At 41.7% G+C, this 13464-nt stretch carries 17 protein-coding genes; all 17 read left to right on the top strand.

The genetic code is table 11. From position 1 onward, the window contains the following. Positions 1–49: 49 nt before the first annotated feature. Positions 50–373, top strand: coding sequence for a DUF3467 domain-containing protein (locus LA303_RS05150; RefSeq protein ID WP_240526861.1), 324 nt, complete (start codon positions 50–52; stop codon positions 371–373). Between the two features lie 81 nt (positions 374–454). Beyond that, the gene (locus LA303_RS05145) at positions 455–1030 is read left to right on the top strand and encodes a TetR/AcrR family transcriptional regulator (protein ID WP_240526860.1); all 576 of its coding nucleotides are present in this window, start codon (positions 455–457) and stop codon (positions 1028–1030) included. A 10-nt stretch (positions 1031–1040) separates the two neighbouring features. Further along, positions 1041–1817 (top strand): outer membrane lipoprotein-sorting protein, encoded by a 777-nt coding sequence (locus tag LA303_RS05140; RefSeq protein ID WP_240526859.1) that lies wholly within the window; start codon positions 1041–1043, stop codon positions 1815–1817. A gap of 25 nt (positions 1818–1842) precedes the next feature. Beyond that, positions 1843–3066: an ABC transporter permease gene (locus LA303_RS05135; protein WP_240526858.1), complete on the top strand. Its 1224-nt coding sequence runs from the start codon at positions 1843–1845 to the stop codon at positions 3064–3066. Positions 3067–3078: 12 nt separating this feature from the next. Then, on the top strand, positions 3079–4317 hold the full coding sequence (locus tag LA303_RS05130; protein WP_240526857.1) for an ABC transporter permease: 1239 nt from the start codon (positions 3079–3081) through the stop codon (positions 4315–4317). Positions 4318–4338: 21 nt separating this feature from the next. Further along, entirely contained in the window at positions 4339–5031 is a 693-nt protein-coding gene (locus LA303_RS05125; protein WP_240526856.1) for an ABC transporter ATP-binding protein, read from the top strand. Positions 5032–5115: 84 nt separating this feature from the next. Further along, a complete protein-coding gene (gene rpsF, locus LA303_RS05120) occupies positions 5116–5481 on the top strand; it encodes a 30S ribosomal protein S6 (protein WP_240526855.1) in 366 nt (121 codons plus the stop codon). A 35-nt stretch (positions 5482–5516) separates the two neighbouring features. Then, on the top strand, positions 5517–5783 hold the full coding sequence (gene rpsR, locus LA303_RS05115; RefSeq protein WP_240526854.1) for a 30S ribosomal protein S18: 267 nt from the start codon (positions 5517–5519) through the stop codon (positions 5781–5783). A gap of 18 nt (positions 5784–5801) precedes the next feature. Further along, positions 5802–6251, top strand: a complete 450-nt coding sequence (gene rplI / locus LA303_RS05110) for a 50S ribosomal protein L9 (RefSeq protein ID WP_240526853.1) — start codon at positions 5802–5804, stop codon at positions 6249–6251. A 73-nt stretch (positions 6252–6324) separates the two neighbouring features. Next, the gene (locus LA303_RS05105) at positions 6325–7077 is read left to right on the top strand and encodes a TrmH family RNA methyltransferase (RefSeq protein WP_394371577.1); all 753 of its coding nucleotides are present in this window, start codon (positions 6325–6327) and stop codon (positions 7075–7077) included. Positions 7078–7309: 232 nt separating this feature from the next. Beyond that, the gene (locus LA303_RS05100) at positions 7310–7870 is read left to right on the top strand and encodes an NfeD family protein (protein WP_240526851.1); all 561 of its coding nucleotides are present in this window, start codon (positions 7310–7312) and stop codon (positions 7868–7870) included. Positions 7871–7881: 11 nt separating this feature from the next. Next, complete coding sequence (locus tag LA303_RS05095) at positions 7882–8175, top strand: winged helix-turn-helix domain-containing protein (RefSeq protein WP_240526850.1); 294 nt, start codon at positions 7882–7884, stop codon at positions 8173–8175. Positions 8176–8266: 91 nt separating this feature from the next. Continuing rightward, positions 8267–9181, top strand: a complete 915-nt coding sequence (locus LA303_RS05090) for an alpha/beta fold hydrolase (protein ID WP_240526849.1) — start codon at positions 8267–8269, stop codon at positions 9179–9181. A gap of 87 nt (positions 9182–9268) precedes the next feature. Further along, positions 9269–9535 (top strand): hypothetical protein, encoded by a 267-nt coding sequence (locus LA303_RS05085; RefSeq protein WP_240526848.1) that lies wholly within the window; start codon positions 9269–9271, stop codon positions 9533–9535. A 126-nt stretch (positions 9536–9661) separates the two neighbouring features. Next, positions 9662–10594: an alpha/beta hydrolase gene (locus tag LA303_RS05080; RefSeq protein WP_240526847.1), complete on the top strand. Its 933-nt coding sequence runs from the start codon at positions 9662–9664 to the stop codon at positions 10592–10594. A 57-nt stretch (positions 10595–10651) separates the two neighbouring features. Further along, positions 10652–11818, top strand: coding sequence for a hypothetical protein (locus LA303_RS05075; RefSeq protein ID WP_240526846.1), 1167 nt, complete (start codon positions 10652–10654; stop codon positions 11816–11818). Positions 11819–11939: 121 nt separating this feature from the next. Next, positions 11940–13427 carry a Na+/H+ antiporter NhaC gene (gene nhaC, locus LA303_RS05070; protein WP_394371576.1) on the top strand — a complete coding sequence of 496 codons (1488 nt, stop codon included), beginning with the start codon at positions 11940–11942 and terminating at the stop codon, positions 13425–13427. The last annotated feature ends 37 nt before the right edge of the window (positions 13428–13464 follow it).

Genomic DNA, 13464 nt, shown 5'->3' with positions numbered 1-13464 from the left:
AGAGAAAAAACTTTCCGTAACAGCTTTTTTATTCTAAAAACATCAACGCATGGAAAACGACAACAACAATCCCCAGCAAAATCAAATCAACATCGAACTGAGTGAAGAAATGGCCGAAGGAGTTTATTGCAATCTGGCTATCATCACCCATTCCCATGCCGAATTTGTACTTGACTTCGTAAAACTGATGCCCGGAGCCCCGAAAGCCAAGGTAAAATCACGGATTATTCTCACTCCGGAACACGCCAAAAGGCTGTTCAAAGCATTGCAGGATAACCTCCGTAAATTTGAATCGGTTTACGGCCCGATAAAAGAAACCCCTGAAGGAGGAATGCCGCCTTTTTCCATGGGCGGTCCTACAGCTCAGGCATAAAGAAATTATTAAAAACCGCATCTTTTGAGTATGCGGTTTATTTTTTTCGTATTTTTGACCGAACGTTCAGTCAAAAAAACCATGTCGCCCAAAACCAGACAACAATTCAACGAAATCCGGAAAAACCGGAAAGCGGCTATCGAAGAAGCCGCGATGGAACTCTTTGCAAAAAACGGCTTTTCGGGGGTATCTATCAGCACAATAGCCGCCAAAGCCGGCATTTCCAAAGGCTTACTTTATAATTATTTTGCCAATAAAGAAGCACTGGTTAAAGAAATTATCCTGGAAGGCATCCGCCAGATGATGCAAAAACTCGATTTTGATTTTGAGAAAGAAATTACGGAAAGTCGTTTCAAAGAGCTGATCGAGAAAAATTTTGCCCTGTTGCAGAAAGAGGCCTCCTATTGGAGTTTATACATTGCCGTAATTACTCAACCGGCAGTCATTGCCCTGGTCAAAGGCGAAATCTTTGAGTTGGTTTCTCCTTTTATTACTGCACTAACAAAATACTACCAAAAAAAAGGAGTACGTTACCCCGAAACCCAAAGCCTTTTACTCGGTGCAGTTTTAGACGGAGTCGCCATCGACTTTATGTTGAGCCCGGAAGAATATCCGCTGGATGAAATCAAAGCCCTTATTATGGAAAAATTCATTTAAACCAAGCCCTATGAAATCACGGTTTCAGTTGCTTTTAATTTTGTTTGTTTTTTTGTTTCAGACCGGACAAACCAATGCGCAACAACTCTCGGCGAAAGAAATGGTTACCCGGTCATACAACCTGTTTCTTGGGAAAAGCAGTTTCAGCGTTATGGACATGACGATTATCAGGCCGTCATGGCAACGCAGCATCAGCATGCAAAACTGGTCGCTCGGACAAGACTATTATCTCACTTACATTCTTTCTCCCGTCCGTGATCGCGGCGAAGTCTTTTTAAAATCAAAGAAAAACATGTGGAATTATATTCCGGCCATCAACCGGATGATCAAAATTCCCCCATCGATGATGATGCAGGCATGGATGGGATCTGATTTTACCAACAACGACTTAATGAAACAAAACAGCATCATCACCGACTACACCCACACTTTTGTCGGCGACGAAAAACTCAACGGTTACGATTGTGCCGTTATCCGGCTGACTCCGCTTCCGGATGCGGCTGTAGTATGGGGAAAGATAAAAATGTGGATTACCCGGAAACACTTCATCACCTTAAAAATGGAGTTTTACGATACACACGGCAAACGGATAAAAACGGAAACCGCTTCCCAAATTAAAATGATGGGAGGCCGGTTGTTGCCCTCACATCTCGAAATGACTTCTAATATCAAAAAAGGACATAAAACCACGATTGATATTCGGCATCAGGAATTTGATATCAAAGGAATTGACCAAAACTTTTTCTCTATCCAAAACATGAAAAATATTCGCCCCAAAAGCTACTGACCCCATCCACAAAGAACAAAACAACATGAATACGCTTTTAAAAATAGCCTGGCGAAACTTGTGGCGCAACCGGAAAAGAACCCTTCTCACCACCGGGGCTGTGGTCTTAGCTCTGTGGCTGGCCCTGATTATGCGGTCGATGCAGTTTGGTTCATACGAACAGATGATACGGGCAGGCGTAAGCCAAACCGGCGATTTACAAATTCACGACACGGGATATCAGGCCAACCAGACCATTAACCGTGCTTTTTTCTATAAAAAAAATTTGGCTAAAACACTGGGGCAAATCCGGGATATCCGTTTGATCCTTCCCGGATTACAGACCTTTTCGCTGGCTTCGTATAAAAAACAAACCCGCGGCGTACTGATAGACGGTATTGAAGCCCGGCAATACGATAAACAAAACAAACTCTCCGGAAAAATCGTACGCGGTCATTACCTTACTCCGGGAAAAAATGATGTTTTACTGGGCGATAAACTGGCCGAATTTCTGAAAATGAAACCCGGCGACACGCTGGTTTTACTCGGACAAGGATACCGGGGAATTACGGCTTTCGGAATCTACCGGGTAGCCGGAATCTTTCATTTACCCTCACTAAAAATGAACAGCAGCGTGGTTTACATGAATTTGAAAACAGCACAGGATTTCGTTTATCCCTACCAGCCCGGACTTCTTACCCGCATCAGCATCTTTTTAAACGACCCGGAAAAATTAAAGGAGGTAAAAAATCGAATCGAAAAGAAAATCGGGCCACACTACGAAGTCATTACCTGGAAAACCATGTTATCCGACATTTTGCAAACCATTCGGGTAGATAATATTTCAGGACAAATTATGTTACTGATTTTATACATTGTAGCCGCTTTTGGAATATTCAGCACCGTTTTGATGATGACAATGGAAAAACGACGGCAATATGCCGTAATGATTGCCATTGGGATGGAACGCCGGAAACTGATTCTTGTAAGCATTTTCGAAACCATCATTATTTCTGTCCTGGGCATCATCATTGGACTGGTGCTGGCTTCCCCCATTATTTTTTATTTGCATACGCATCCCATTCCCATCACCGGCGAAATGGCCAAAATGTATTTGCAATTCAATATTGAGCCGGTATTGCCCTTTTCCGTAAAAGCCCATGTTTTTATCAGCCAAGTCGTTATCGTCTTTGCGCTATCCTTTTTATCTGCGCTTTATCCGGTAATTTATCTGTCACGTTTTCAAATTCTAAAAGCATTCAGACACTAAAACCCCAAAAAGATGTTACTTTCTCTCTCCTGGCGAAATCTTTGGCGAAACAAACTGCGCAGCATGGTTATTTTGCTATCTGTTGCTGTCGGAATTATCGGGGCTGTGGTTTCCGACGGATTTATATCGGGGATGACAGATCAGCGGGTCAATGCGGCCATTGCCAACGAAATTTCCGACATTCAGATTCACACTCCGGCCTTTCTGCTGAAAGGCGAAATACAAGACAGTATTCATCAAGCCAACCGGATGATAGAAAAAACAGAAAAACTTCCTGAGGTAAAAGGAATCAGCCTGCGTATTAAAACCGACGCCATGGCCGCATCAGCCAGTGCAGCATCCGGCATTACACTTTATGGCGTAAATCCGGTATCGGAACAAAAGGTAAGTGACTTGTACCGACATATCATCCAGGGAAAATATCTTTCTGAAAAAGAAAAAATTCCGGCCATTATCGGACAAAAGCTGGCCCATAAACTAAATTTACAGCTTGGCGATAAGCTGATCGTTACCCTGACCGATACTTCCGGAACCATTCTGAACGGTGCTTTTTTCATCACCGGGATTTTCAAAACAGCCAATACCCGTTTTGACGAAACCCATGTTTTTGTGAATAAAAAAGACCTCCGTACGTTAACCGGTGCCGCAACAAAAACAGGAAACGAAATAGCTATCCGGCTGAAAAGCAATCAGCAAACCCAACCGGTAATGCAACAACTGCAGCAACTTTTTCAAGATAAAATCAAGCAACACCAAATAGTTATCCAAAGCTGGGAACAAATACAACCGCTGCTCAAATCCATGATTGCCCTGATGGACTATTTTTCTTATCTATTTCTGATTATCATTCTTGCAGCATTGGCTTTTGCCATCATCAACACCATGCTCATGGCCGTGATGGAACGCACCCGCGAAATCGGCATGCTCATGGCCCTTGGCATGAACAAACGCAGAATTTTCACGCTCATCATGCTCGAAACCATTTTTCTTTCTTTAACCGGTGCGCTTGTCGGCTTGCTGCTTAGCATTTGGATTATTCATCATTTTGCAACCGTTGGGTTTGATCTTTCCAGTGTGGCTGCCGGATTAAATTATATTGGTTACAGTTCAAGAATCTTTTTCCGGGTAAATACCCCGTTTTATATTTTCAGCATGCTGCTGGTCGTACTCATTGCCATTTTATCCAGCATATCTCCGGCATTGAAAGCACTTCGCCTGCAGCCGGCCACCGCTTTACGCGAAATGAATTAAAAACAACGAAAGCAAGAAACCATGAGCATCATCGAAACAAAAGGAATCTACAAAACTTACGAAGAAACAAAAGTTCCGGTAAAAGCCCTTAACGGCGTAGATCTGAAAATTGAAGAAGGTGAGTTTACCGCCATTGTAGGGCCATCCGGCTCGGGAAAAACTACTTTGCTGAATATCTTAGGCGGGCTGGATTTGCCCTCACAGGGCGATATCTTCATTGACGGAACCAATTTAAAATCACTTACTTCTCGACAACTGATCGACTTCCGGTTATACAACACTGGTTTTGTTTTTCAGGCTTATAATCTGATCCCGGTGCTGACCGCCCGTGAAAACACCGAATTTATTCTTGAGCTGCAAAAAGTCCCCAAAAAGGTTCGCCGCCAAAAAGCCATGGAATTACTTGAAGCCGTAGGAATTGCAGACAAAGCAGACCACAAACCCGGGCAGCTTTCGGGCGGACAACAGCAACGGGTAGCAGTAGCCCGGGCACTTGCATCGCAACCCCGCTTCATTATTGCCGACGAACCCACAGCCAATCTCGACTCACGTTCTACCAATGAGCTCCTGGAAATCATGGCCGAAATGAACCGGAAATACAAAACCACGTTTGTTTTTGCCACACACGATCAGCGGGTTATGGACAAAGCCCGCCGGATTGTAACCCTTGATGATGGAAAAATCATTTCGGATGAAACATTCAAAAGAAAATAAGCATGCAAAGTGGTTCCATAAGCAAATTTTTTCTACTTTTGCAGACCAAAAATTTTAATTATTAATTCATTAATTCACAAAAAGATGGTAAATCAGTATGAAACCGTTTTCATTTTAACTCCCGTTTTATCTGAAGATCAGGTAAAGGAAACGGTAAAAGCCTACGAAAAACTCATCACAGACAATGGTGGTGAGATGGTTAATGTGGAAAATTGGGGCATGCGAAAGCTGGCCTACCCCATCCAGAAAAAATCAACCGGATTTTATAATCTGTTTGAATACAGGGTTGACGGATCGTTTATTGAAAAATTTGAGCTTGCAATGAAACGCGACGAAAAAGTCATGCGTTTTCTCACCGTGAAGCTGGATAAACACGCCATTGCTTACAACGAAAAAAGGCGGAAGAAATTTGCAGAAAGCAAAAAAGAAGAAACCGCTGAAAAAGCTTAAACAAAACCCGGTAAAAAACTTAAAAATATAAAATCATGGCACAGAATTCAGATATCAGATATTTAACGCCGATTGCAGTAGATACCACAAAGAAAAAATACTGCCGGTTCAAGAAAAATCGCATCAAATACATCGATTACAAAGATGCCGATTTCTTACTCCGTTTTGTGAACGAACAAGGCAAAATCCTGCCCCGCCGTATCACCGGAACTTCAACAAAATACCAGCGTAAAGTAGCCAAGGCGATCAAAAGAGCCCGGCATCTTGCTTTAATGCCTTATGTTGCTGACTTATTAAAATAAAAGAGGGAGGAAATTACAATGGAGATTATTTTAAAACAAGATATTAACGGATTGGGCTATAAAAACGATCTGATTACCGTAAAAGACGGTTATGCACGTAATTACCTGATCCCAAAAGGAATGGCTATCGTTGCCACCGATTCTGCTAAAAAAGTATTGGCCGAAGTAAAAAAACAACAGGCCTATAAAGAAGAAAAAATCAGAAAAGAAGCCGAAGAATTGGCTAAAGTTCTGGAAGGTGCCCAGCTGACTATTGGCGTAAAAGCCAGTACAAAAGGTAAAATTTTCGGCTCGGTGAACAACATCATGATTGCCGACGCTATTAAAGACCAGAAAAAAGTGGAAGTAGACCGTAAGAAGATTGAAGTTAATGGCGACGCCATTAAAGAAGTAGGTACCTACAAAGCCACTGTTAAGCTGCATAAAGACATTGCCGTTGAAGTGCAACTGGATGTAAAAGCCGAATAACGGTTTTTTTAAAATCTTAAAAAAGCTCTCTCCTTCTTTTGGTGAGAGCTTTTTTGTTTGCTATCTTCGCCACATGTTGAGTAAAGCACAAATTAAAATCCTTCGTTCACTTCACCTAAATAAGTACCGGCGAAAATACCGGCAGTTTTTGGCTGAAGGAACTGTCAACGTACTGGATTTTATTGCCGGACCACTGTCGGTAATCCAAATTTATGCTACAGAAAGCTGGATAGAAAAACATCCCGATTTACCACAGCACCTAAAACCGGAAACCATCTCATTAAAAGAGATGGAAAAAATATCGGCTTTGAAAAATCCATCGGATGTGTTAGCTGTAATCGAAAAACCGGAACATCAATTACCGGATATTTCTACCCTGGAAGATTACGTGCTGGCACTGGATAATATCAAAGATCCCGGAAACCTGGGAACCATCATTCGCACAGCCGACTGGTTTGGAATAAAAGAGATCCTTTGCTCTGACGAAACGGTGGATGCCTATAATCCAAAAGTGGTACAGGCAACTATGGGCTCGCTGGCAAGAGTTCGTGTGCATTACACAAATTTATCTTCCTGGTTGTCAAAAAAGCCCTCCCGATTAAAAATATTTGGTGCTGTATTGAATGGCCAGGATATCCGGAAAGTGAAAAAACCCGGAAAAGGGATCTTACTCATCGGCAGCGAAGCACACGGAATTTCGGACTCCCTTTTCCCGTTTATTGACGAACCGGTTTCCATTCCGGCAGCAACCGGCAGCCAGGCAGAATCACTTAATGCCGCGGTGGCTACCGGTATTGTCTGTTATACGTTTCGCATGACATCTTAACCGCTTTTTACCGGTAAATTCTCGTATTTTAACATTGTCATCCCTCCTTTTTACCCAAAAAGCCCATTCCTTTTCAGAAATACACCCACAAGCAACTCGCTATAATTCAATATTTTCCCCATTATTTATTATCCTTTACAAAGAATTTATTAAAAAAAACTCCTGAAAATTTGGTTTGTATTACAAACTATATTATTTTTGCAAAGTTCTTTAATAATTAAAACTAAATAAAATGGAAAACTTAACAGCACATGAAAGCCTCGAAATCATCACTTCGGCTATTCAGAAAACAAAAGAAAACATAAAAGAGCAAAGCTTCTTTTATTTATTTTGGGGATGGCTAACCGTTTCAGCCGCCCTTATACAGTATGCATTGATAAGCTTTACCGCTTTTCAGGCCAATTATCTTCCCTGGGTAATATTGATGCCCATCGGTGTAATTGTATCGGTCATTTATGGTAAAAAACACGGAAAACAGCGGGGATACGAAACATATCTCGATATGTTTTTGAAATACTTGTGGATTGTCATTGGTTTTTCTTTTTTCCTGATTGTTTTCATTTCTATCGTCCTTCAGGTCAATACAACCATTTTTATTTTATTTCTTGCCGGGGTAGGGACACTTGTTTCGGGAATGGCCATGAAATTTAAACCTTTAATTGCCGGGGGCATTTTATTTTTCGCTTTCACCATTGTTTCGCTTTATGTTTCCGCCCAAACGGGACTATTGATTTTGTCTCTTGCCATTTTAACGGGCTACCTGATTCCGGCTTATCTTTTAAAGAAATCTTAATCCTTTGAGCCATGTATCAGGAACTGGATAAAGTACTCAGTCAGCCAGTCCGGCTCATCATTGTCTCCACGCTGATGAAAGTCCGATCGGCCGATTTCAATTATCTGAAAGAAGTAACCAACACAACACAAGGAAATTTAAGCCATCAGTTGAAAAAGTTAAAAGAAGCCGGATATATTGAAATTGAAAAGAAATTTGTGAACAACTACCCCAAAACAATCTGCCGGATAACTTCGCAAGGCAAAAAAGCTTTTGCCGATTACGTTGAAAAGATGAAGACTTATCTGAACCTTGAAAACCCTTAATCTGCTCAATGAATTATTCTGTTTTTCGGAGAAATTTCTCCGAGAAACAGAATAAATGCTTTATCTTCGGGTTAAAATAAAAACCAAAATCATGTTACTTGTTCTCTTTTTTATGTTAATACTGGCCATGATAGCCATAACTTACTTTTTGCCTCCGCCCCATCATGATTTTTTTGAATTGTATCCGGAAAACGATGTATTTGCCCAGAAGTTAAAAGAATTTCGCGCCCGTCCGTTGAAAAAAATAGAATTAAATGGAGAATCCTGGTTTTATTATTCAGGAGGAAAAGGCACAAAAACATTACTGTTTATACATGGCATGGGAGGGGCTTATGATATTTGGTGGAACCAGATCATCGCTTTTGAAAACCAATTTAAAACCATAGCTTTTACACTCCCCCAAAAAGTCAATACACTGGAAAAAGCAGAAAAAGGGATCTTAAAAATCCTTCAAGCAGAAAAAATTCAACAATTTTCCGTGATCGGAACCTCCATGGGAGGATATATTGTCCAGTATTTAACACAACACCATCCGGAAAGAATAGAACAAGCCATTTTCGGGAATACTTTTCCTCCCAACGATCTCTTGTTAAATAAAAACCGAACAAAACGAAAAATGATCCCTTTCCTGCCAGAAATACTTTTGTATTGGTTGAGCAAAAAGAATCTCATCAATGTCATTTTACCTGCAGCACAAAACAATGCGCTGCTATACGCTGTACTACAAGGCCTTCCGTTCAATAAAAAACAATTTATCAACCGGCTGGATATTGTACTCCAACCATTTCCAATTCCGGTAAAAAATAATTCCGTTCCCTTGCTTATTTTCGAGTCGGATAACGACCCTTTGATTCCAAAAATACTCAGGGAACAACTAAAACATCTTTATCCGGACGCAAAAGTGCACACCTTTCACCAACAAGGCCATTTTCCTTACCTAAATGCAGCATCAGAATACAATCAGGTTTTAAATCATTTTCTTAATGATTTTCAATCATCTAACTAAAAACAAATCCGGATCTTAAATAAAATACGTCTGGTTTCTTTGCATGCAAGAAAAATATTTACTTTTGTCTTATAGAAACAGATAAATATGTTTATAAAACTATTTCTTCTTTCGGTAGTTATTTTAAGTATAGCCTTTGCAGGATTTGCCATCAAGATGTTTGTTTTAAAAAACGGTCAGTTTAAAAAACAATGTTCGAGCTCTATCCGTGACCCCAAAACCGGAAAACGCCTTTCGTGTGCCGGCGGATCATGCCATACCAGCCGAATTACTGAAGAAATCAATGTTCAAAAAACCAGTCCTATCAGCCGGAGAAATATCCGCATCATAACGGAAAAAGCCATCAGCGAATAAAAAATCGGAACAACGTCCTTTTTCCGGTTAAACGGCCCAAATTTTCTTTTTTCAGAAACTTCATCTGTAGCATTTTATAGAAATTGAGTACATTTGTAAAGAACAGATATCAAAAATATTATCATTATGAAAAAAGAAAACGGATACACTTTTCATACTTTGACAATGAAGCCGGATGATGAAGGAGAAGTTGTGGCTACTCTCATTGAAAAAAAAGCGGCAAACCATTCAAAAAAAGCACTGCTTTACATCCATGGCTTTAACGACTATTTTTTTCAGGACCATTTTGCCGAATGGGCCAATCAGCAGGGTTTCAACTTTTACGCCCTGGAATTGCGCAAATACGGCCGCTCTATCCTGCCGCACCAAAAGCCCAATGATTTCAAAGACTATCACGAATATTTTGAAGATATTGATGCCGCGGTGACTTTTATCCGCGAAAAGGAAAAAAATGAAAAACTGGTTCTTGTCGGACATTCCACCGGTGGATTAATTGCCGCTTTGTATGCCCACGAACATCGCAACGACAACAAAGTGGATGCGCTCATCCTGAACAGCCCGTTTTTTGAATTCAACGTTCCGGCATTCTTGAAAAAAACATTCATTCCGCTAATGGTTTCCCTGGCCGGCTCATTCCCCAAACTTCCTTCACCGGTAGGCCTCGACAAAGGATATGGTTACAGCCTGCACAAAAGTCACAATGGAGAGTGGGATTATGATCTGGATCTAAAACCGGATGCCGGTTTTAAAATCCATGCCAGCTGGATAAAAGGAATTTATACCGCCCAAAAAACGCTGCAAAAAGGACTGGATATTGCCTGTCCGGTTTTGGTCATGTATTCAGCCAAAAGTGTAAAACCCGGAAACTACCGCCCGGACATGCAACATGCCGATGCAGTTCTCAACGTAAAAGACATTGAACATTATGCCGATGTTATTGGGAAAAATGTGGAAAAAGCTTCTTTCGAAGGCGGAGTACACGACCTGCTGCTTTCTCAGAAACAGGTAAGAGATAAAGTATTTCAGAAAATGGAAGAATTCCTAAAAAACAATCTGTAAGGAAAATCCGGCAATAATACATTTCAAATGCAAACGGAGGGAAAAAGGGCAACCCGAATGAATGATAAAAGGCTCTTTTGGGTTTTTATCCTGTTTGCTTTCTTTACAGGAAACCGGATTTACGGCCAAGAAAATCATTCCTTTTTGGTTACCGGTTTCCTGGAATACATGAATACCACCTGGGCCCCAAAAGAAACAACAAGATGGACCAATTTATCCGGTATTTATAATCGCATCAACCTGCAATGGTATCCGGTGAAAAACCTGAAAATCGCAGCCGGAATCCGCAATCATTTCAACTTCGGCCCCATGATGGCCGACTTTTACCCTTTCTACACCGACAATCTGCTCAATGACTATGGCTGGCTGGACATGACTTTTCGGCTGGCCAGTGATACTTCTTTTTTATTTTACACAAACATCGACAGGCTATATCTGAAATGGTCTTTGAAAAAACTGGAAATCACCGTGGGACGGCAACGGATCAACTGGGGACAAAATCTGGTCTGGAATCCCAATGACATTTTTAATACTTATAATTATTTTGATTTTGATTATGTGGAACGTCCCGGCAGCGATGCCATCCGTTTTCAATATTATACCGGGGAACTCTCATCGCTTCAGATCGCGGCAAAACTCAATAACAAACAACAACTTACGGCAGCCCTAATGTATAAGTTCAACGTTCACAATTATGACTTGCAATTTCTTGGCGGAGTAATGGAAAAAGACCTGGTAATGGGCATGGGCTGGGCCGGACAAATTAAAGCAGCAGGATTTACCGGAGAGCTTTCCTATTTCAGAAATCTGGACCGGTTTTCGGATACAACCGGACAGTGGATTGCCTCCATAGGAGCCAATTACACCTGTAACAACCAGATTTATCTGCACGGATCTTTCCTTTTTAACAGTGCCGGAACCACCGGACCAGCCGGCACAAATACTTTTTTCTTTACCGGAAATATGAATCCGAAAAACCTTACACGGTCAAAATTCGATCTGTTTGGGGAAGTGGCTTATCCAATCACCCCTCTCATTAAAGCGGATATTTCTTCTATTTACAATCCTTTTGACCATTCCGCTTTTGCCGGCCCGTCGCTGGATTTCAGTCTGACCGAAAATCTGCAATTGTTTACCATGGCCCAGCTTTTCTTTGGCAAAGACAAAACCGAGTTCGGGAATTACGGACAGATGTATTATCTGCGGCTGAAATGGTCATTCTAAAAAAACCCTACAAACAAAGGCACGCCGGACTTCGGCCTTAATCTTTTTTTATCTTTGTCAGCAAAAGAGCCCATCCTACAGCAAACAGGAAGACTCATCACTTAAATACACAATCCGGGATATGTCAAAAAAAGTTCAGCGTCAGCCCAGCCTTACAGAATCTTTGATTCCCATTGTTTTTTTGATTTTCCTGCTTTCGATGAACGTGATGTTTTGGGATGACACCCTGCGGGGAGCCAATCAGGTGGCTTTAATGACAGCAGCAGCACTATCGGGGATTCTCGGGTTAAGAATGGGCTATACCTGGACCGAAATGCGCGAAAAGATCGTAAAGACCATCGGCACAGCCATGCCGGCGATTCTGATTTTACTGCTGATTGGAGCACTGGCCGGAACCTGGCTCATCAGCGGAGTTATCCCGGCACTGATTTACTACGGCCTTGACATTCTAAAGCCCAAAATCTTTTTGTTTGCTGCGGTGCTTATCGGGATGATTGTTTCCACAGCTACCGGGAGTTCATGGTCAACCATTGCCACAATCGGAGTAGCCACACTGGGAATTGGTGACGCGATGGGCTTTGATAAAGCTGTCGTTGCCGGAGCTATTGTTTCCGGAGCATATTTCGGAGACAAAATGTCTCCTTTATCTGACACCACAAATTTAGCCCCGGCTGTTTCCGGAACCGATATCTTTACCCACATCCGGTACATGATGTACACCACCATTCCGTCCATTACCATTACTTTAATCATTTTTCTCATCATGGGGTTTAACCTGCACGGCGGCAAGCCTCCGGAACATATTGCCGAAGTTCAGGCTTCCATTTTACAAACATTCCATATCACGCCCTGGCTGTTTTTGGTCCCGGTCATTCTCTTTATTGTGATTATCAAAAAAATGCCGCCATTACCCGCACTGGCAATAGGCGTTTTACTCGGCGGTATTTTTGCTGTTATTTTTCAACCACACATTATCCAAAACCTGACCCACATCACCGATAACTATGCCAAAGCATCTTATATTGGTGTGATGCAGGCCATTTACGGACCAACACACATTGTCACTCCCAATAAAGAAATGAACGACCTGTTCTCCACCGGTGGTATGGAAGGGATGCTGGACACCATCTGGTTGATTTTGTCGGCTATGATCTTTGGCGGCATCATGGAATCCAACGGAATGCTCAGAAAAATAACCCGATCGATTTTGAAACTGGTCAAAAGCGACGGAACACTGATTACATCCACTGCGGTTTCTTGTATCTTTTTTAATATCACCGCTTCTGACCAGTATATTTCTATCGTTGTTCCGGGAGAAATGTATCATGACGCTTTTAAAGACCGCGGTCTGAAACCAGAAGTTTTGAGCCGTACCCTGGAAGATGCCGGTACGGTAACATCCGTTTTAATTCCCTGGAATACAGGAGGTGCTACACAAGCACGCGTTTTGGGCGTTCCCACACTATCCTATCTTCCCTACGCCTTTTTCAATCTGATCAGCCCGCTAATGACCATCTTTTTTGCCTATATGAACATCAAAATCAGACGATACAAAGACGATAAAGAAAATAAACGGACAGCATCGGAAGCGGGTAATCAGCCGTCATAAATCCCCCGTCAGATTGTTAAAAATTTGTTGAAAAGAA

The organism is Candidatus Sulfidibacterium hydrothermale (assembly GCF_020149915.1).
GTDB lineage: Bacteria > Bacteroidota > Bacteroidia > Bacteroidales > F082 > Sulfidibacterium > Sulfidibacterium hydrothermale.
This window is presented reverse-complemented; position numbering and strand designations above follow the sequence as displayed.

Excerpts from the sequence above, each read along its gene's own strand:
- LA303_RS05125 (WP_240526856.1), top strand. The coding sequence starts at position 4,339 with ATGAGCATCATCGAAACAAAAGGAATCTACAAAACTTACGAAGAAACA.
- LA303_RS05105 (WP_394371577.1), top strand. The coding sequence starts at position 6,325 with ATGTTGAGTAAAGCACAAATTAAAATCCTTCGTTCACTTCACCTAAAT.
- LA303_RS05145 (WP_240526860.1), top strand. The coding sequence starts at position 455 with ATGTCGCCCAAAACCAGACAACAATTCAACGAAATCCGGAAAAACCGG.
- LA303_RS05095 (WP_240526850.1), top strand. The coding sequence starts at position 7,882 with ATGTATCAGGAACTGGATAAAGTACTCAGTCAGCCAGTCCGGCTCATC.
- LA303_RS05075 (WP_240526846.1), top strand. The coding sequence starts at position 10,652 with ATGAATGATAAAAGGCTCTTTTGGGTTTTTATCCTGTTTGCTTTCTTT.
- LA303_RS05100 (WP_240526851.1), top strand. The coding sequence starts at position 7,310 with ATGGAAAACTTAACAGCACATGAAAGCCTCGAAATCATCACTTCGGCT.
- LA303_RS05150 (WP_240526861.1), top strand. The coding sequence starts at position 50 with ATGGAAAACGACAACAACAATCCCCAGCAAAATCAAATCAACATCGAA.
- rplI (WP_240526853.1), top strand. The coding sequence starts at position 5,802 with ATGGAGATTATTTTAAAACAAGATATTAACGGATTGGGCTATAAAAAC.
- rpsR (WP_240526854.1), top strand. The coding sequence starts at position 5,517 with ATGGCACAGAATTCAGATATCAGATATTTAACGCCGATTGCAGTAGAT.
- LA303_RS05140 (WP_240526859.1), top strand. The coding sequence starts at position 1,041 with ATGAAATCACGGTTTCAGTTGCTTTTAATTTTGTTTGTTTTTTTGTTT.
- LA303_RS05080 (WP_240526847.1), top strand. The coding sequence starts at position 9,662 with ATGAAAAAAGAAAACGGATACACTTTTCATACTTTGACAATGAAGCCG.
- LA303_RS05085 (WP_240526848.1), top strand. The coding sequence starts at position 9,269 with ATGTTTATAAAACTATTTCTTCTTTCGGTAGTTATTTTAAGTATAGCC.
- LA303_RS05130 (WP_240526857.1), top strand. The coding sequence starts at position 3,079 with ATGTTACTTTCTCTCTCCTGGCGAAATCTTTGGCGAAACAAACTGCGC.
- LA303_RS05135 (WP_240526858.1), top strand. The coding sequence starts at position 1,843 with ATGAATACGCTTTTAAAAATAGCCTGGCGAAACTTGTGGCGCAACCGG.
- rpsF (WP_240526855.1), top strand. The coding sequence starts at position 5,116 with ATGGTAAATCAGTATGAAACCGTTTTCATTTTAACTCCCGTTTTATCT.
- LA303_RS05090 (WP_240526849.1), top strand. The coding sequence starts at position 8,267 with ATGTTACTTGTTCTCTTTTTTATGTTAATACTGGCCATGATAGCCATA.
- nhaC (WP_394371576.1), top strand. The coding sequence starts at position 11,940 with ATGTCAAAAAAAGTTCAGCGTCAGCCCAGCCTTACAGAATCTTTGATT.